The 17,683-nt window shown below is 55.2% G+C and carries 25 protein-coding genes; 13 read left to right on the top strand and 12 right to left on the bottom strand.

Annotated elements, in window-relative coordinates; genetic code table 11:
* Positions 1-7: 7 nt before the first annotated feature.
* Both NG99_RS18320 and NG99_RS18315 read right to left on the bottom strand, forming a co-directional pair.
* Positions 8-802, bottom strand: a complete 795-nt coding sequence (locus tag NG99_RS18320; RefSeq protein ID WP_034896055.1) for a deaminated glutathione amidase — start codon at positions 800-802, stop codon at positions 8-10.
* Positions 803-804: 2 nt separating this feature from the next.
* Positions 805-1,764 (bottom strand): substrate-binding domain-containing protein, encoded by a 960-nt coding sequence (locus tag NG99_RS18315; protein ID WP_034896053.1) that lies wholly within the window; start codon positions 1,762-1,764, stop codon positions 805-807.
* A 136-nt stretch (positions 1,765-1,900) separates the two neighbouring features.
* Between NG99_RS18315 and NG99_RS18310 the strand changes: the two genes are divergently transcribed.
* A complete protein-coding gene (locus tag NG99_RS18310; protein ID WP_034896050.1) occupies positions 1,901-3,250 on the top strand; it encodes an aminotransferase class I/II-fold pyridoxal phosphate-dependent enzyme in 1,350 nt (449 codons plus the stop codon).
* Here NG99_RS18310 and NG99_RS18305 read toward each other — a convergent pair.
* The 5 genes from NG99_RS18305 to NG99_RS30500 form a co-directional block, all read right to left on the bottom strand.
* Positions 3,240-3,668, bottom strand: a complete 429-nt coding sequence (locus tag NG99_RS18305) for a GNAT family N-acetyltransferase (protein WP_034896045.1) — start codon at positions 3,666-3,668, stop codon at positions 3,240-3,242. The two genes, NG99_RS18310 and NG99_RS18305, sit on opposite strands and share 11 nt — an antisense overlap.
* Positions 3,669-4,087: 419 nt before the next feature.
* The gene (cspE, locus tag NG99_RS18300) at positions 4,088-4,297 is read right to left on the bottom strand and encodes a transcription antiterminator/RNA stability regulator CspE (protein WP_004156612.1); all 210 of its coding nucleotides are present in this window, start codon (positions 4,295-4,297) and stop codon (positions 4,088-4,090) included.
* Between the two features lie 150 nt (positions 4,298-4,447).
* Entirely contained in the window at positions 4,448-5,020 is a 573-nt protein-coding gene (gene pagP, locus NG99_RS18295) for a lipid IV(A) palmitoyltransferase PagP (RefSeq protein WP_408606416.1), read from the bottom strand.
* Between the two features lie 378 nt (positions 5,021-5,398).
* Positions 5,399-5,662 carry a hypothetical protein gene (locus tag NG99_RS29340; protein ID WP_157032651.1) on the bottom strand — a complete coding sequence of 88 codons (264 nt, stop codon included), beginning with the start codon at positions 5,660-5,662 and terminating at the stop codon, positions 5,399-5,401.
* Positions 5,663-5,686: 24 nt separating this feature from the next.
* Positions 5,687-5,770: a small membrane protein YohP gene (locus tag NG99_RS30500; protein WP_456297742.1), complete on the bottom strand. Its 84-nt coding sequence runs from the start codon at positions 5,768-5,770 to the stop codon at positions 5,687-5,689.
* A gap of 335 nt (positions 5,771-6,105) precedes the next feature.
* Between NG99_RS30500 and NG99_RS18290 the strand changes: the two genes are divergently transcribed.
* Positions 6,106-6,351: a hypothetical protein gene (locus NG99_RS18290; protein ID WP_034896040.1), complete on the top strand. Its 246-nt coding sequence runs from the start codon at positions 6,106-6,108 to the stop codon at positions 6,349-6,351.
* An 88-nt stretch (positions 6,352-6,439) separates the two neighbouring features.
* Here the strand turns inward: NG99_RS18290 and NG99_RS27680 are convergent, their stop codons facing one another.
* Positions 6,440-7,174 carry a hypothetical protein gene (locus NG99_RS27680; RefSeq protein ID WP_052130773.1) on the bottom strand — a complete coding sequence of 245 codons (735 nt, stop codon included), beginning with the start codon at positions 7,172-7,174 and terminating at the stop codon, positions 6,440-6,442.
* A 435-nt stretch (positions 7,175-7,609) separates the two neighbouring features.
* Between NG99_RS27680 and NG99_RS18280 the strand changes: the two genes are divergently transcribed.
* The 11 genes from NG99_RS18280 to NG99_RS18230 all read left to right on the top strand — a co-directional run bounded on the left by NG99_RS18280 (position 7,610) and on the right by NG99_RS18230 (position 14,803).
* A complete protein-coding gene (locus tag NG99_RS18280; RefSeq protein WP_052130772.1) occupies positions 7,610-8,530 on the top strand; it encodes a sigma 54-interacting transcriptional regulator in 921 nt (306 codons plus the stop codon).
* 153 nt (positions 8,531-8,683) lie between these two features.
* Positions 8,684-8,914 (top strand): hypothetical protein, encoded by a 231-nt coding sequence (locus NG99_RS18275; protein ID WP_034896037.1) that lies wholly within the window; start codon positions 8,684-8,686, stop codon positions 8,912-8,914.
* Between the two features lie 82 nt (positions 8,915-8,996).
* Positions 8,997-9,368, top strand: a complete 372-nt coding sequence (locus NG99_RS18270; protein WP_034896035.1) for an EscI/YscI/HrpB family type III secretion system inner rod protein — start codon at positions 8,997-8,999, stop codon at positions 9,366-9,368.
* A gap of 8 nt (positions 9,369-9,376) precedes the next feature.
* Positions 9,377-10,156 (top strand): type III secretion system inner membrane ring lipoprotein SctJ, encoded by a 780-nt coding sequence (sctJ, locus tag NG99_RS18265; protein WP_034896032.1) that lies wholly within the window; start codon positions 9,377-9,379, stop codon positions 10,154-10,156.
* Positions 10,157-10,159: 3 nt separating this feature from the next.
* Positions 10,160-10,768, top strand: coding sequence for a hypothetical protein (locus tag NG99_RS18260; RefSeq protein WP_034896030.1), 609 nt, complete (start codon positions 10,160-10,162; stop codon positions 10,766-10,768).
* A complete protein-coding gene (gene sctL / locus NG99_RS18255) occupies positions 10,734-11,366 on the top strand; it encodes a type III secretion system stator protein SctL (protein ID WP_034896028.1) in 633 nt (210 codons plus the stop codon). Before NG99_RS18260 ends, sctL begins: the two co-directional genes overlap by 35 nt.
* Positions 11,367-11,445: 79 nt before the next feature.
* Positions 11,446-11,673 carry an HrpF protein gene (locus NG99_RS18250; protein WP_034896026.1) on the top strand — a complete coding sequence of 76 codons (228 nt, stop codon included), beginning with the start codon at positions 11,446-11,448 and terminating at the stop codon, positions 11,671-11,673.
* Positions 11,660-12,055 (top strand): type III secretion system chaperone family protein, encoded by a 396-nt coding sequence (locus NG99_RS18245; RefSeq protein WP_052130771.1) that lies wholly within the window; start codon positions 11,660-11,662, stop codon positions 12,053-12,055. The genes NG99_RS18250 and NG99_RS18245 overlap by 14 nt, the downstream gene beginning before the upstream one ends.
* 13 nt (positions 12,056-12,068) lie before the next feature.
* Complete coding sequence (sctC, locus tag NG99_RS18240) at positions 12,069-14,186, top strand: type III secretion system outer membrane ring subunit SctC (protein WP_072017615.1); 2,118 nt, start codon at positions 12,069-12,071, stop codon at positions 14,184-14,186.
* An 18-nt stretch (positions 14,187-14,204) separates the two neighbouring features.
* A complete protein-coding gene (hrpT, locus tag NG99_RS30010) occupies positions 14,205-14,483 on the top strand; it encodes an HrpT family type III secretion system protein (RefSeq protein ID WP_232298341.1) in 279 nt (92 codons plus the stop codon).
* On the top strand, positions 14,480-14,803 hold the full coding sequence (locus NG99_RS18230) for a hypothetical protein (protein ID WP_034896024.1): 324 nt from the start codon (positions 14,480-14,482) through the stop codon (positions 14,801-14,803). The genes hrpT and NG99_RS18230 overlap by 4 nt, the downstream gene beginning before the upstream one ends.
* 68 nt (positions 14,804-14,871) lie before the next feature.
* Here the strand turns inward: NG99_RS18230 and sctU are convergent, their stop codons facing one another.
* The 4 genes from sctU to sctR are packed head-to-tail and all read right to left on the bottom strand — an operon-like array spanning position 14,872 to position 17,683.
* Positions 14,872-15,957: a type III secretion system export apparatus subunit SctU gene (gene sctU / locus NG99_RS18225; protein WP_034896022.1), complete on the bottom strand. Its 1,086-nt coding sequence runs from the start codon at positions 15,955-15,957 to the stop codon at positions 14,872-14,874.
* Positions 15,957-16,760 (bottom strand): type III secretion system export apparatus subunit SctT, encoded by an 804-nt coding sequence (gene sctT / locus NG99_RS18220; RefSeq protein WP_034896020.1) that lies wholly within the window; start codon positions 16,758-16,760, stop codon positions 15,957-15,959. Before sctT ends, sctU begins: the two co-directional genes overlap by 1 nt.
* 1 nt (position 16,761) lies before the next feature.
* Complete coding sequence (gene sctS / locus NG99_RS18215; RefSeq protein WP_034896019.1) at positions 16,762-17,022, bottom strand: type III secretion system export apparatus subunit SctS; 261 nt, start codon at positions 17,020-17,022, stop codon at positions 16,762-16,764.
* Positions 17,023-17,029: 7 nt separating this feature from the next.
* Complete coding sequence (gene sctR / locus NG99_RS18210; RefSeq protein WP_034896017.1) at positions 17,030-17,683, bottom strand: type III secretion system export apparatus subunit SctR; 654 nt, start codon at positions 17,681-17,683, stop codon at positions 17,030-17,032.

The raw sequence follows: 17,683 nt of genomic DNA, 5'->3' as shown, positions 1-17,683 counted from the left end.
CGATATCTTATTTATTTTGCAATTCAGGACGAGCAAAACAGCGGTTTTCCAGCACTGGCAGTACGTTACGCGCATGGGCAATCCGTGCCGGATCTAAATCGGCAAAGACCAGCGCCGGGGCTTCGGCCGCTTTCGCAATCGCCACGCCTAACGGATCGACCACCAGGCTGTTGCCGATATTGCGTGGACCACACTCACCCACCGCCACCAGATAACAGGTATTCTCCAGCGCGCGGGCAGTCACCAGCACTTCCCAATGCATCTCTTTCAGCGGACCTTTCACCCAGGCCGCGGGCAGAACCAGCACATCCGCGCCGTCCAGTACCAGACGACGGGCCAGCTCGGGGAAACGGACGTCGTAGCAGGTCATCAGCCCCACTTTCATCCCGGCAACCTCAACCAGCGGCGGCACGTTGTTGCCCGGCCTCACGTTGCGGGATTCCTGCATAGCAAACGCGTCGTAAAGATGCAGCTTGTCGTAGCGCGCCACAATTTCGCCATTGCGCACGGCGATCAGCACGTTCAGCGCCTTGCCATCGTCGGTGGGAACATGAACGGTCATCATGGTCGTCAGATTGTTGCCACGGCTGGCGGCATACACTTCGCTCAGAAACGGACCGTCCAGCGGCTGTGCGGCTTTCAACACTAAATCCGGGTCGGCAATATCGCGCGCGAGAACGCCTTCCGGCAGCACCAGTAAATCTGCGCCACCGGCCAGCGCCTGTGCCATTAACCCGGTACAGGTCACGGCGTTTTCCTGCCATTCGCGGCTGACCGCGAACTGTCCTAATGCAACTTTCATCGTTATGCTCCTTTCAGCACGGACGGGAATAAATCGCCAGCCGTGAGGCATTGAGAAGTAATACCCTGCTCAAAAAGCTCTTTACCGAAGTCGGTAATCATCTTTTTGTTAGCGTCAAAACCATTTGCATTCCAGTCGGCAGGTAAATCCTGCGCGGTGCGTCGCAAATCGTCCAGCAGCCACGGCGTGGTATCGGCGTATTTTTCGCGCTTGTCATGCCACATTTTTACCGACTGCTCGATCAGCTCACTAAGCTGCTGCGGGATCTCCGGATGGGTTTCAGCGAAGGACGATTTAAAGGCCAGAAGATGATGGCCGGGGATGTAGCCCACGCGGTTAAAGTACTCCAGCTCGGCCTGGCGGAAGTCGGTTTGCAGCTGACGCAGACCTGAGCCTTTCAGAAAGAACCCCTGCGGCATAAAGGGGGTGAATACCGCATCCAGCTCGCCGGCTTGCAGCAGCTCAATCATTGGACGTTCACCGGGCGCCACTTCGATGCGACCCGGACGGCCAAATCCGTTCAGGCGATCGACAATGGGATGATCTGCGGTCAGGCGTCCGGCAAACCAGTACGCATCATCAATCTCCACGCCCGCCTCACGCAGCAGGGCACGAGTCCAGGTGTTGCCGGAATCCTGCCAGCCGGTAACGCCAATCTTCTTTCCCTTCAGCTGTGCCAGTGAAACAAGAGGGTTCTCAGCCGTGGTGATAATGCAGCGCTGGCGGAAGCCCCGCATCAGGAAGTGCGGCAGCGCCAGCAATGAGGATTCCCCCTTCGCCCTGCCCTGAGCATAGCGGCTGAACGAGATCTCCGCCGCGTCATAGTCGCTGCTGGTAGCCAGATTGCCCACCAGCGTCCCCACACGATGAACCTCCAGCGCAAACCCCTGCGGTTTGATATCGCCAAGCGCCAGCGGCGTAAAGTAATCCCAGTCTCGTACAGCCAGTCTGATGGTGACCATCTCTTCTCTCTCCCTGCCTTGAACAGCGCGCCGCAATGGGCGCATAAATAGTGTGCAATTACTGCTTGAATTCGATACTAGATCGATAATAATAGCTGTACAATAATTTCTTTGTTACTGAACAAATGGATTTCTTATGACCTCAACGCTGGATTTGAACTGGTTTGCTGAGCGCCTTACCGATGCCTCTGTGAAGGGAATTTCGGGGGTGACGGCTGAGCTTATCCGTGAGGGACAGATTCCAATCGGCACACATTTACCTTCAGTGCGCGATCTGGCAGAGAAATTAGGTGTCAGTCCTGCGACCGTTTCGGCGGCCTGGGGGCAGTTGAAACGTCAGAAAGTGATTGCCGGAAAAGGCCGCGGCGGCGTGTGGGTATGCGGCGATAACGTCACGCCAAGACCGGTACGTTTTGAGAAGATCGGCAATTATGGCGACAATATTCGTGCCGATCTTGCCATGGCGTCCCCTGACCCGGCTCTGCTTCCTGACTTGAAAGAAGCGATGTTGCAGGGCGTGCAGTGTCCCCAGTTGAACAGTTACCAGCGCGATGCTATTGCCCAGCCCCTGCTGGAGGCGATTAAACCCGGCTGGCCCTACGTGGCCGACGCGTGGCTGGCAACCGACGGCGGATTCGATGCCATGAACTGCATTATGCAGACGCTGTTTTTACCCGGCGAGAAGGTGATCATTGAGGACCCGACCGCCACGCGTCTGCTGGATATGCTGGACAATATCGGGGCAGAGATAATGCCGCTAGCCTGCGACGAAGACGGCCCCTTACCTGGCGCGCTGGCGATGTTACTGAACAAAGGCGCCACGGCCTTTATTTATCAGCCCAGAACCCATTCCGCTACCGGGCACACGGTCAGCGAAGCGCGCAGCGAAGCGTTAGCCAGGGTACTGGCCGGCACGCGAACGCTGATCGTGGAAGACGATGGGATTGGGGATCTTTCCGCTCATCCGGTCTGGAGCCTGGGGCGCTACTTCCCGGACAGAACGCTGCACGTACGCTCGTACTCCAAGGCCTACGGACCAGACCTGAGAATGGCCGTGCTCTCTGGCCCGCAGGCGCAGATTAAACGCATTCAGTCATGGCGAAATTTTGGCGCGGGCTGGACCAGCCGTATTCTGCAACAGGCCGTGGCCTGGATGCTGACCGACGCCACCACCCAACAGCAGATCCAACAGGCAAAAGCCATCTATGCCCGGCGGCGTGGTCAGCTGCTTGACGCACTGGCGAAACGGGGGCTGGTCCTGCCCGCCCGTGACGGACTGAGCATTTTTATTCCGGTCCAGTCTGAGCAGTTTGCGATGATCACCCTGGCGGCAAGAGGCATTGCCGTGCTGCCGGGTGAGCGCTGTCGTAGCGGAAGGGTCCAGTTTATCCGCGTCAGCATCTCAATGATTCAGAGCGAGAGTATTGAAAGCATTGCTGATGCCCTGCTGCTGGCCTGCGGTCTGGATAAAAACGCTATTCGCTGAGGCTTTTAATCAGGTAGCGGGGAGATTCGCTGTACCCCTCGCGTGCATAGAAAGCATTGGCTTTCGTTCTGCGCTGGTGACAATGCACTTCCATCCTGTCGCAGCCACGCTGCCGCGCCAGGCTTTCAGCATGTTGCAACAGCTGCTGCCCGGCCCCTTTGCTCCGCTCTCCCTCTGCAATGCAGAAGTAGCTGACGCGGGCAAAATCCCCGTTTAAGGCCAGTTGTGGAATAAAATGCAGGGAAATAAAGCCCAGTACCGTGCTGCCATGCTCGGCAATCAGCAGCTCTTCAGTCCGATCGTCAATCAGTTGGGCAAGCCGACGATCGATAAAGGCCTCGGTATTCTCATAGCCCAGTTCAGTTAACAGCGCGCTCAGGGCAAAACTGTCTTTCGCTTCCGCCAGACGGATTTTCATCGGGTGTTCTCCAGATTTGAGCCTGCCATGCCGGGGCTCTTTTGCCTATGTATATAGCCTGCAAGGCTGAATTAGCAAGCCTCAGAAATGCTGGCGACGTAACAGACCGTCAGATATTTTTTCACCAGAAGGCCTCCAGCAGTATTTTCTCGTCCAAATCAGTTTGATTAATGTTTCCTTAATATTGTTTCGCCACACTCTTTGACTAAACAGCTCAGAGAAACGATAAGATGAACGCCCTCCCTAAAACGTTCAGTGAAGCCGTTGCGGTAGCCATCAGCCTGCTGGCGTTGATCCTGTGGCTTCAGTCTTTTATGTCGCGCTGACCGGGCGGCCTTTATCACCGGTTTCCTTTCGGGGCGAAAAAAAGGCAAAAAAAACCCGCCGTTCGGCGGGTTTTTAGAATTCTGTCTGATAACTTAAATAGCGGCAACGTTAGCAGCAGATGGGCCTTTGGCGCCGTTGGTGATTTCGAACTCTACGCGCTGACCTTCAGCCAGAGTTTTGAAACCATTGCTCTGGATGGCAGAGAAGTGTACGAACACGTCTTTGCTACCATCTTCTGGAGTAATGAAACCGAATCCTTTGGACTCATTAAACCACTTAACGCTACCTTTAATCTTAGACATCTATATTACCTTTACATGAAAAATGGACACTAAACTGTGTCGCCAGTTAGTACAGCAATTGCCGAGGCTTTTGTCCAGTAGCCAGTATCGAAAAAGTGATAAATATCGACTTTTTTGCAGATTCGCCATAATTTCACGCCTTTGCCGCCGCTAAAACTGCCAGCGGAACCAGGCAAAATAGACGTTGCCGTTGTTGTAAGTCCCTGGAATATAAGTCATCTGGAAGGTTGCCTTGCTGTAACCCACTGATGCCAGCGGTAGCACCAGCGGAACAGGGATATACTTCCAGTTATCCCGCGCCGTGACCCCGGCCGTGTAGCCCAAACCCAGGTGGAAATTCTGGTCATTCAGCGGCCGCCAGGTCTTTTCCCAACCATAACCGCCAATCGGTTCCCACTTATTAAACGAATCCTTAAACGCCATCAGGTACAGGCCGTTCCAGTTTCCTTTCTCATCATAGTGGGAGATGCCGCCACCGGCTCCCCACGGACGCTCATTGTATCTGTCCGTTTTTTCTTTGTCATAGGTCAGACGGTTGTGCCAGGTGATGGCCGGGATATACAGGTCATAGCTGTCCGGGTTGTTCCAGGTTTCACTGACGTTATCGCTAAACGCGTGCCAGGTATTAGAGATGCCGGTAGCCAGCGTGATCGCCTGCGCACAGCCGGTAAAGAAGACACTGGTCAGCGCCAGCAGTAAAAGAGGGAGTTTACGTGACTTCACAGAGTTATTTACCGTTTCACCTGATGTTAAAAAGACGTCATTACACAATGGCTATAAAGTGGTGCCTGATGTCATACCGTTACAAAAAACAGCCATTATACCGCCTAAAACTTAACGCCACCTTAACGTACCCGCCATTACTAATAAGATGCGGAGAAAGTCGGAGGTTCACTATGAGAAAAATGTTAACAATAAAGGCGTTAAGATTCTCCAGGACTTATCCTGCTCAGCGCCAAATTTTCGCGAAAACATGCTAAAAAATATCGGAGAATAGCTCTTTTCGGCTGTTTCTGAGAAAAATCCTTAATCGTGAATCACGCCTCATCCCCCCATAATACACAGGCCTGTCCTTTTAATTCAGCTTGTTATGCGAAAATGTTACGAGCGAAAATGATTAATATTATTTATTAATGCGGCGGTTTTTTTTGATAAAATAGGATTTTGCTTAAAACATGGAGGTCTGAGCTCGTGAGGATTTGCTGCAATAAATGCGGTGGGGGCAGAATAATCTTTACCACGAAAGGAGACAGATTTGGTCAGCATCATGGCGCGCGTTGCGCGGCCTGCAACACCCCAATCACCCTGAGCGATCTTTGTTTCAACATAAAGCGGCCGGGCAGTGAAAAAGAGACGGCTCAACAATCTTCACTGCCTCCTGAGACGTAATCAGAACAGGACTTTGAAGACACCGGTGATGGTTAGCAGTCCTACAATAAAAATAATCGCAATAATCCAGAGAATAATCTTCATTCCATTTTCCTCAGCCAGATAAAAAGTCACTACGATGTAGTGGCTTGAGTATAGAAGAAGATTGTTTTCCTTGCCCATTCACCGACTTATTGCACTGCGCCACGTCACCTTCGGCTCAAAGCCAGTAAAATATAAAACATATGTTTTTCAGAAAGTTAAACAAACAGCTCATTTGCGAAGATGCAACTTTTCTATTTCGCGATAGCGATCACGCTCTGGCTTTTCTTTACAAACCAGGCTTACAGCTGTGCGCTGAAGTTGACTAGACTGAGTAATGTCATTTGCTATGGACTCACTTGCTATGACGCATCCAAGACGATTATCAAGGAGATCTTATGAGCACAATTAACAGCAGCATGGGCCGCTACAGCCTGAAGGCCAGGCACGCAGGTGACCACATTAAAGGCTCTATTGCCATCAACGACGAAGGGGGTTCGCAACTCACCCTTCAGGAGTTTAACGAACACTACCTTGACGATGTGGTAAACAACGTGATTTATCCCATTACCGGCGGTAATAAGGCTATCGCCAGCGCGTTCAGGGAACAGATGGTTAAAGCCGGATTTATCCAGCCTCATTAATGCCGTTTCCAGCATTTCAGGCCCCTTTCAGGGGCCGTTTTTCTGTCACCCCGCTTGCCAGTGAAGGGGGCTCTGCCGGACAAAGGATTTATTTGGTGCTGGTGCCTTCACTGCCACCCTGAGCGCCTGTCCCCCCTCCACTCTGCAGAGCGGAAAGGAGTGCGCCAAGCCCCAGCATCTGTAGCGCGCTGCCGAGCTTACCAGCCATACCGCTACCGTCCTGTCCCGCTTCCTGCGAGCCGTTACTGCTTTGCGCAGCGGCCGGTGAGGAGCTGCCGCTGCCAGACTGGCTGCCGGCATCAGAAGTGCCTTCGGAACCGTCAGAAGATTGCTGACCCAGCATTTTCTTAATCATGTCCATCAGTTGGGTCAGAATATCCCCGCTACCAGCCTCCTGCGTACCGCCGCTGCCAGTTCCGCTGCCGTTACCGGCGTCGGTTCCCGTTTTGCTGCCTTCCTCACCGCCCTGCTGTCCCTTCAGCAACTGCACGATGGCGTTCAGCAGTTGAGTAATGCTGTTCATGGTGCTGTTTTCCTCACCGCCTACCCCCTGACCGCCCTCGCTACCGCTGCTGGCGTCCGATACCTGCGAGGGCTTGTTGCCTCCCTGGCTACCGAACTGCACGCCGTGATCGATGATCTTACCCAACGCACTCGAACCGAAGTTCAGCGCCCCGCTGCCGCCATTGCCGGAATTCGTTTTGCCAGAATTGTTGCTGTCGCCGTCGAACTTCTTCCCCAGGTCGGTGAATTTTGAGCCAATGTTGTCCAGACCACCGCCCAACGCGCCGTTAGCACCGCCACCTATTTTCATGCCACTCATGGGAACCTCCATTGATTGAAATGAGACTATCTGTGAGTCGGCTCTGCGCCAGTCCTTAAGGGATCGGCGAGGCTTCTTCTCGCTTACTGGGTGGAGAACAGGCGGACAGGGTTCCATGGCGCTGAAATAAAGCTGTGCTTTCTGCAATTAAAATTACAAATTCCTTACGATTAGCAACCTAAATAATGCGCTTATTTACATTCACTTATCAGTGCGAGGCGATTTTTGTGTAGGGATTTCCCTACATCGCTGCACGGAGATCCTCACATAAAGTTCAGATGAGACTGATAGCCGAGGCGTATAAGGCTAGTAAATAGTAAGTGAAATTGAAGGTTAAAGGCTGGTCACTCAGACAGCAGAAGAGTTCTTTTTCGTCTCATATTTCGCATCATGTCACCAGATGTAAAATTCCTCTGAGGGAAGACAGGAGAAAGTATGCTTATGGGTAGTGATAAAGGCGACAATATCGAGCTGGCTACCGGAGATATCCACGCCAGGCTTCATCCGATGGTCAATACGCTTGCGCCGTTAAAAGTCGATCTGCTGCTGGAAGGCGAAACCGGAACCGGTAAAGACACATTAACCCGCCGAATCTATCATCTGTCGGGCGTCAAGGGCCCGCTGGTGCCGGTTAACTGCGCCGCAATTCCTGAAAATCTCGCCGAGAGCGAGCTGTTTGGCGTTATGGCTGGCGCTTACACCGGAGCCAGCCATTCACGCGCGGGCTATATTGAAGCTGCGGATAAGGGGATTCTCTTTCTGGATGAAATCGACAGTATGCCGCTGATTCTACAGGCAAAGCTGTTAAGGGTTCTGGAAACCCGATCGATTCAGCGGCTGGGTTCCACGCAGGCCGTTCAGCTGGATCTGCGGGTCATTGCCGCCTCCCAGACTCCTTTAGTTGAGCTGGTTGAGCAGGGTCGCTTTCGACGCGATCTCTATTTTCGTCTTTCCACCATCAAAATTGAAACGCCCACCGTGCGTTCGCACGCCGAACTGATCATTCCACTGTTTCGTCGGTTTACTCAGGAAGCGGCTATGCGCCTGCAGCAGGCCGTACCGGCCCGTTCTCTGGCGCTGGATGAAGCGCTGCTGCTGCACAGCTGGCCGGGAAACATCCGCGAGCTGAAGGCGGCGGCCGAACGCCACGTACTTCGCCTGCCCCCACTCAGCACAATTATGAGCGGAGAGGGGGAGGCCACGCTGCTGAAAGACAGACTACGCCGCATTGAGCGCAGCCTGATTAAAGATTGCCTGCACCGCCACGGCCATAAAATTGATGATGTCGTGCATGAGTTGGGCATTCCGCGCCGGACGCTCTATCACCGGATCAAATTGCTGAATATTGTTGCCTGAAGGCGTAGTTGCGTTGGTGAATTATATTTTACTCATTCAATTTACAATCAAAAAAAATAAAAATAATTTTTTGTGGAACCCTTTAACTTCACCACCCACTTAATACACGAATACGCTGATGTTCAAACTCATATATCAATCAGGAGTTACACTATGTCTACAGTCTCTAGTGGTATTTCATCAACAGCTTCAGCCGCGACTAAAATGGAAAGTGCTACTGACGGCGCAAGCTTCATGTCCCAGATGCAGGATGTTCAGGGCCAGATGCAGCAGGATATGGTAGATAAAGCAAAGCTGGATGCACAGAACAACAAAATGAACGGCATTGCGGACAGCGCCAGCAAGGCCGGTTCTGCCGCCGCTCAGGTGAAAATTCAGTACTAGTTTCGCCTTCTGTGCGGGTTCGTGCCCTGGCCCGCACTGTTTCCTACCCTTTCGCCGTCCTCTTCAGTGCGAGTTAACAGCCATGAAAATTTCACCTTCGCAGTCCGGGGTAGCCCCTACCGATCTGGCCGACAAGTCGTCCATTGTTCAGCCCGATCAAAACGACGTTGATTTTTTTTCCGCGCAGTTAAAACAAGAACCTCAGGTAGAAAAAGTCTCGGCGCCGTCTAACGTCACAAACTTTCTTTCCGGCCTGGCCGATACGCTAAATAATAATGAGCGGGAAAGAAAACAGACCTATCAGGATTTACAGAAAGCGTCAAAATCCTCCAATTTATTAGAATTCAGCCAGGCGAACGCCGCGCTGTCTAATTATTACATCGAAAATTTAATGAATGCCAAAATTGTCGCCAAGGGCGTGCAGAGCATCGATAAATTGACCAACCTACAGTAGCCCACCCAATGAAAAAGCTTGTGAACTGGCTGGCGGCTATATCGCTGGTAATGCTGCTGGCTGGCTGCGGTGACCAAACCGTTCTGTTCAGCGGACTGGCCGAAAACGACGCCAACGACATTATTGCTGAGCTGAATCAGCACCAAATCCCGGCGCAAAAGCTGATTGAAAAAACCGGCATTTCCGTATCGGTGGACGCAAAGAATATTGAACGAAGCGTCAATATCCTCGACTCCGCCGGCCTGCCGCGCAAGGCGCGTACCAATCTGGGGGAAGTCTTCCAGAAAAGCGGCGTGATCTCCAGCCCGATGGAGGAACGCGCCCGCTATATTTATGCGCTTTCACAGGAAGTTGAATCCACGCTGGCACAAATCGATGGCGTGGTGGTCGCTCGCGTACACGTCGTTTTACCTGAAAGGTTAGCCCCTGGCGAGCCGGTTCAGCCAGCCTCGGCGTCGGTCTTTATCAAATATCACAGCAACCTCGATCCAGACAGTATTGAGCCGCGCATCCGTCGGCTGGTCGCCACCAGCATTCCGGGCCTGGCAGGAAAAAGCGATAAGGATCTGGCTATTGTCTTTGTGCCCGCACAAACCTATGAAGACCGCGTTGAGGTGGTGCAGATGGGGCCGTTCCAGCTCTCCGCGGATCAATACTCCACGGTGAAATGGGTCTTCTCACTGTTGGCCATTGCGCTGCTGGTCGCCTTCGGCGTACTGATGTTCCGACCAGGGAAAAGAAACAAAAAAGGCAAACCGAAAGATGCTGCCGCGGCGACGGGGAAATAATCGATGAGCTGGGATCAGCGGCAGGCGGAAAGCTGGCTGCACTGGTGGCATCAGGGCTACTGGCAGTTGGCTGACGCCAGCTGGAGCGACAGCGGATTCTATGCGATGCCGGAGGAGCAGCAGCGTTTGCTGGCCTGGCAGTATCCGCAGACCGTTGCCGCCAGCTTCGGCATCCGTCCTGCCCTACCCCCGCAGCCGGAACCCCGCCTGCTGACGTTGATTGCGCTGCAGGGCGAGAGCCGGCAACGGCTGCTGGCGCTGCTGGCGGGCATCTGTGCGCCGCAGTCAGAGCCACCCGGCCTGAGTCCGGCCAACCGCATCTGGTGCCGACGGCTGGCTAAAGCACTGCGCTGCGAGAACTGGCTTTCCGCGGACTGTTTCCAGCCTTATGCCGCAGGGAGCCTGACCCTGCTGCGTAATATCTACCCTGACAGCTGGCCCCGCTTACGCCTGCTGTTTCCCAAATTGTGGGTGACCGGGGCAGAACAGCATCCGCCCGTTAGCCTGCCCGCTTCGCGGCTGGCCGCGCTGTGGGATGCCGCCATCTGGCAAAGTCAGCAACCTGAGAGTGTGCCGCATGTGGATCGCCAAGAAAATCACCCTGCTGAATGACCCTCAGCTACCGACCGGGACGGTGCTGACTCGCGAGACGCTTGCCGAACATCAGCAGGCGCTCGACATTTTGCAGCTTGCCGGGCGCCAGGCGCAGGCCCGCTTAGACGATGCCGAACGTCAGGCTGAAACCCTGCTGGCCGATGCTGAAGCGCGTTTCGCAACCGAGATAGCTGAGCAGAAGGCGAAACAGCAGCAGGATTTCTTAACCGCCAGCGGACAGCTGTTCAGCGACTGGCAGGCTCAGCAGCAGCAGTGGCAGGCCGGACTGCTGCCCCATGCTGAAGCTCTGCTGGCGCAGGCGATGAATCAGCTGCTGGCCGAGCTTCCCCCGCCCGACCGCCTGCGGGCGATGCTTCAGCAACTGCTGAAGGCACAGGGACGCCAGGCCAACGCCACGCTGCTTTGCCCACCGCAGCAGCAGGCCGATGCTGAGGCCTGGCTGGCGCAGCATCCCCATCTGGGATGGGAGCTTTCCTGCGACGCCGCGCTGCCGGACGAAAGCCTGGTGCTGACTACCGAAAAGGGCGAACTGCATCTGAGCTGGACCCAGCTTTGCCAGGCGCTGCTCCCGCCTTCCTCCCCTTCCCTCTCTTAAGCTCTTTTTTTCGTCTCGTTGGGAACCGGTCAGCACCTGCGGCCACATAACTTACAGACCCCCACAGGAGACCGACACGATGAGCTACGACGACTCTATCCAGCGTCGCTTAACCAATCAGGTGGTACATGCGCAGAAGGACATGTACCAGTTTGCCGAGGGCAGCCAGGACCAGCCCTTTAACGTTAGCGATATGTACGCTTTTCAGAATGAGATGCTCGACCTTTCTAATGCCAACTGGGCCAGCTCGCAGTACACCCAGTACAAGCACGGCATTCGCAAGGCGATCATCGATGCCATCAACTGATGTAGCGGCGCTGATTGATCGCTGTCTTGACCAGCCCCAGGGCGAGCTGTCGCTGTGGATTGACGACATACCCGTCAGCCTGCGCCGTCGCCCCGGTGGCTGGTATTACCTTGCTGAATTACAGCTACCGGTCCCGGTCGATATTCAGGTAATGCAGAGCGCGCTGAGGATCACTCGTCCGGCTCTGGCCCATTTTGCCGATGAGTCTGCCGCACTCTGCCTGAACCCGCAGAGCGACACACTGTGCCTGATACTGCGGCTGAAGAACGACCAGACCGATTATGCCGTTACTCTGCTGGAAAGCCTGTGCAACCAGTGTGAGGTGTGGCAGGAAACCCTGCTTAGCCTGCTGACGCGGCAACGCGTTACGACGTCCGTATAACCAGGAGAAAAGCGTGTCCAAACCGCTGCCAGCTTTTTTACCGTTTCGCCCGCTACTGCTAGCGCTGGCGATCGGATTGTCCATCCCCCACGGCTATGCCAACACCCCGGATGAGTGGAAAGACGGCGCCTATGCCTATTCGGCGGATAATACCCCGCTCAGCGTCATCCTGCAGGATTTCGCCAGCAGCCACGGCGTGGATGCTAACGTTACCGGCCTGCCCGACACCTTCGTCACTGCCCGCCTGCGTTCTGACAACGCCGAAGCCTTTCTTAACCGACTGGCGCTGGAGTATCACTTCCAGTGGTTTGTTTATAACAATACTCTTTACGTCAGCCCGCAGTCGGAACAGACCTCTCGCCGGTTGAAAATCAGCCCTGACGCCGCGCCGGATATTAAGCAGGCTCTGCAGGGCGTGGGCCTGCTGGAGCCGCGGTTCGGCTGGGGTGAACTGCCGGATGAAGGCGTGGTGCTGGTGACCGGGCCGCCGAAATATGTCGATCTGATTGCCGAGTCCAGTAAAAAATCTGAGCCGGAAACCAGCGAAGACAAGCAGATGATGGCGTTCCCGCTGAAGTATGCCGACGTGGCCGATCGCACCATTAAATACCGCGATCAGACGCTGATCGTGCCGGGCGTCGCCACTATGCTGAATGAGCTGCTGGGACAAAATGCCAACAGTTCGGCAAACGGCACCACCACCACGCAGAACGGGCGCGGCGGCAACGACAGTCCTTATCAGGCCATGCAAGGCGAGAGCCGCAGCATCATGGAGCAGATGATCGGCCGCAATACTCGCCTGGGGCGCAGCAATGCCCAGGATCAGAGCCAGGGCAAGGCGCTTCAGGGAAAAGTCTCGGCGGACGTGCGCAATAACACCCTGCTGGTGCGTGATAACAAAAAGCTGCGCAGCGAATATCAACAGCTGGTGCAGATGATTGATGTTCCACAGAAGCTGGTCGAGATCGATGCGGTCATCGTAGACATTGATCGTAATGAGCTGGCCCGCCTCTCGACCAACTGGTCAGGACAGTTTGGCAACGTAACGGCTGGCGCTTCGATGATGAGCGGGGCCAGCACGCTGTTCGTCACCGACTTCAACCGCTTCTTTGCCGATATCCAGGCGCTGGAGGGCGAGGGCACCGCGTCGATTATCGCTAACCCTTCCGTGCTAACCCTGGAGAATCAGCCAGCGGTGATCGACTTCAGCAACACCGCCTTTATTACCGCCATCGGCGAGCGGGTGGCTGATATCCGCGAAGTTACTGCGGGCACCAGCCTGCGCGTCACGCCGCGTTCGATTGGGGATAATCCGGGCAAATCTGCGGTGCAGCTGGTTGTCGACGTGGAAGACGGCAAGCTGAATAAAAACGAGGACGGCGGCGCAGAGGGCACCGAAAACGGCGTGATCAGCACCCAGGCGCTGGTGCAGGAAAAACGCTCGCTGGTGATGGGCGGTTTCCATACCAAACAAAGTGGTGATGACGAGCAGCGTGTGCCGATCCTCGGCAAAATCCCGCTGATTGGTAAACTTTTCACCTCAAATAACCACACGACTTCGCAGCGCGAGCGGCTGTTTATCATTACGCCGCATCTGATTGGCGATCAGGTCGATCCTTCACGCTATGTCGACGCCGAAAACCGCGATCAGGTCAATGACACCATACGCGATATCAGCCGCCGTCATCAGTTTGGCGACATGAAACGCACCATTGAAAGCGCGATGCAGGATTTGGCAGAGAACCGCCTGCCGGGCGGCCTGCAGGCCAGCCAGAACGGTCTGTCGCTCAGCTCGCTGTGCAATATTCCGCTGACCTTCCGCACCAGCGCCCGCCATCAGTGGTACGGCAACAGCTCGATGCAGATAGCGGTGGGCGTGGTCACCAACACCAGCGGCAGCGAGGCGAGGTTTGATGAATCCGCCTGTCGCAGCGACCGCACGCTGGCGGTTTCCGCCTGGCCATATACCCGCCTCAAAGCAGGCGAATCTACAGAAGTCTACGTGGCTTATGACACGCAGATCCCTGCGCGACCGGCCAGGGTTTCGTTGCTCAAAACTCAGGATGGCTATGTACCGGCCGCGCCGACATCCCCAGTCAGCGGGTCCACCAGCCGAATGCTGTCGCGATAAGGTAAGGGAGAAAAACAGATGAGAATTCTGCCGTTAACCAGCGGTCTGAAAGCTGGCAAAGAATCTGTAAACAGCAAGAGAAAACCTCTGCTGTTAAAGACGCTGAACCGAGTGAAAAAGCCGGTGCTTCTACTAGGGCTGGCGGTGATGCTAACCGCCTGCGCCAAGCCGAAGTTTGTCGGCTGCAATGACATATCCTGTCGTCCGGTTTCCAACGACCATGCGATGACCATCTGGTGGCAACCGGATATGCGCAACGGTCCGTTCGATTTTACTCAGGCTTCGGTCAACGAATGATCGAGGTCACGGCGATGGCGGCCTTTCTCGACGCCTGGCACAATAACGACGCCTGCTGCTGGGCGTCGCACCCCGGCAGTGAGCTAACCTTCCGCCCGTTCCCCTCACCCACGTTAACGCTACGGATCTCCCCCGGTTTACTGCGGGACTCATTGTTACGCCAGGTGCTTAGCTGGCGATTCCAGCATCCTGACCGCTATGACGGCTGCTATATCAGCATGGAAGCCGACGGATCGCTAAGCCTGATGTGTCAGCCCGCGCCCGAAATATCACCGCATGATGCGATCAATACCCTTTTCTCTCTGGCGAACCTTAGCTGATTTGCCCGCCGGTCTTTGCCCTGATGCGTAAATACGCCCGGCAAAGTTTTCTGTCCTGCTGAGCCTCATCACTCCTCAATCTCCAGTACCCGATCGATGTGCTGATCCTCAATCTCTTTCAGCAGACGATAGACCTGCGCCACCGCCTTAAGGGTTTCTCTGGGAATGTACTCTCCCTCTGCGACGGTGCGAAACAGGGTACGGGTCAGCCAGACGAAGCGGATCACCGGCATCTTCAGATTTTGTGCTTCCTCAATAATTTCCTGAGCCTCATAGCCCTCGGCCTTATAAAGCAGGCGCGGCAACGGCGTTTCTCCCGGGCGATAGTACAGACCGACGGCAAAATGCGTGGGGTTGATCAGCACCATATCGGCCTCTTCTACCGTCACTTCTCGCCGCGGCTTCGGCGCTTCATTGAGGATCTGGTGCGACATTGATTTACGGTGCCCCTTCATATGCGGATCGCCTTCGCTCTGCTTGAACTCATTGCGGATATCTTCATGGCTCATCCGCTGCTGCTTGAGGAAGAAGTACTTTTGCAGGCCAAAATCCAGCGAGCTCATCACCAGCAGCAGCGCCAGCGTTTCCCTGACGATCTTCTTAAACAAGGCCAGCACCGACAGCCAGAAGCCGTTCAGATCGTCACCGTAAGCCAGCTGCGCCAGCGGTCCAAGGTCCGGCTCGACCGCCAGATAGAACACCACGCCGATGGCGATCGCTTTCAGTACGCTGGTCAGCAGCGTGGTCAGCTGCTTAGCCGAAAACATATTCTTGAGGTGCCCCACCGGATTGATGGCATCAAACTTTGGCGCCAGCGCCTCGGTGGCAAAAAGCGGCCCAAACTGAATCCAGCCGCCGAGGATGCGCAGCAAAAAAATCAGCGAGCAGACAATGCCGCAGAAGTAGAGCAGCACCATCAGCCCATCCAGAACCACTTCCTGCATGGCATGGCCAAAGGGGTCGTTAAGGCGACCCAGCGGCAGCATTACCATCGCCTCCATCCGCTGCATCCCGCCCTCTACCAGGGCGAAAATGGTCTCCATGACGCCCAGGCTGATCAACAGCTTGGGAATATCCGGCGTCTGGCCGACCTGCCCTTTTTTGCGGGACTCCTTGAGCTTTTGCGGCGTTGCGTCTTCGGTTTTTTCTGCCATTACCCGGCTCCTTTCCCCAGCATATCGGACAGATGGTGGATTAAATCTTTCAGTTCAAACAGCCGCTGGCCGCCAACATAGTTCAGGATCGGCAGATAGAGGACAAAGAACAGCATACCCAGCAGGCATTTCATCGGCATCGACAGCACCGTGGCCTGCAATTGCGGGCTGTAGATGCTCAAAATGCCGACGCTGAAATCCACCAGCAGCAGCAGAGCGACCAGCGGTCCGGCGTAGAGGATCATATGTATAAACACGCTGCTCAGCAGATCCAGATAGACCTTAAAACCGGCCTCGCTGGGAAACGGCAGCCACTGCATGGCTGGCCACAGGCGGTAGCTGTCCCAGATAATTTGCGTCAGCGTCGACAGCCCAAGCCCGACGACCAGCAGCAAAATGATTGACTGCTGCATCAAAAACCCCAGCGGCGTGGCATCCGGCCCCAGCTGGGGGTTGAGCTGGCCGCCCATCAGCGCGCCGCGCTGGTTATCGAACAGAGCGCCAACCGACTCGAACAGCCAGAACGGCATCGCCATCAGCAGGCCAATCATGATGCCGATGATCACCTCTTTCAACGCCAGGGCGGCGAGCAGGAACAGCGAGGGATCGTCGACGGCGATCTGCTGCTGGATCATCGGCGCAGGAAACAGCGCCAGCGAGAGCACAATGGCGGAGCGCAGGCCGCCTTTAATGGCGTTAAATGAGAAGACCGGCGAGAGCAGCAGGCAGGGGAAAATCCTCGCCATCGCCAGAGTGACGGCAAGGATAAAGTGATAACCATCGAAAAGAACGTTATTCCACATTTCAGTACTTCACGTTGGGCATCATGGCAAAGGCGCTTTGCGCCAATTCCATCAGCTCTACGCCAATCCAGCGACCGGTCAGCGCCAGCGCCACGCCGACCGCGACCAGCTTGATGGCGAACGGCAGCGTCTGATCCTGTAACTGCATCACCGCCTGTAGCAGCGAGACGATAATCCCGACAATCACCGCCACTATCAGCGGCGGCGCGGAGAGGAGCACCACCAACAGCATCGCCTGACGAAATAGCGTCAAAATATCCATCGGCCCCTCACATATAACTATAGAAAAGGCCGTCCAGCAGCCGCGTCCAGCCGCTGACCAGCACGAACAGCAGAATCTTTAGCGGCAGCGAGATGGTCATCGGTGACACCATTTGCATCCCCAGCGCCAGCAGCACGTTGGAGACGATCAGATCCACCACGATAAAGGGGATAAAAATCAGAAAGCCGATTTTGAAACCGTTTTGCAGCTCCGAGAGCACAAAAGAGGGGATCAGCAACAGCGGGCTGTCGTGCTGGACGGTGGCGGACATCTCCTTAGGCCACATCCGCTGCGCGTTTTCCTGCAAATGGATAAGGATGTCGGGATCGGTATTTTTCACCATAAAGCGCTTCAGCGGCTCCACGCCGTTGCTTACCGTGTAGTCCAGCCTGTCGGCCGACTGAGTATCAATCGGCACCGCTTTCACCCGCTGGCTCATTTCGTTGAAGACCGGCGCCATCACAAACAGTGAGGCCGCCAGCGCAATGCCGTAAATCGCCATATTGGGCGGGACCTGCTGCACCCCCATCGCATTGCGGGTCAGCATCAGCACCATGGAGATTTTCAAAAAGCAGGTGCAGACAATCATCAGGATCGGCACCAGCGATAACGCCCCAAGGAACAGGGCCAGCGTCATCGGATTGAGCGAGAGGTTATCCAT

This window comes from Erwinia typographi (assembly GCF_000773975.1).
Taxonomy (GTDB): domain Bacteria; phylum Pseudomonadota; class Gammaproteobacteria; order Enterobacterales; family Enterobacteriaceae; genus Erwinia; species Erwinia typographi.
Note: the sequence above shows the minus strand (reverse complement) of the source record. Positions and strands in the feature narration are given on the sequence as shown.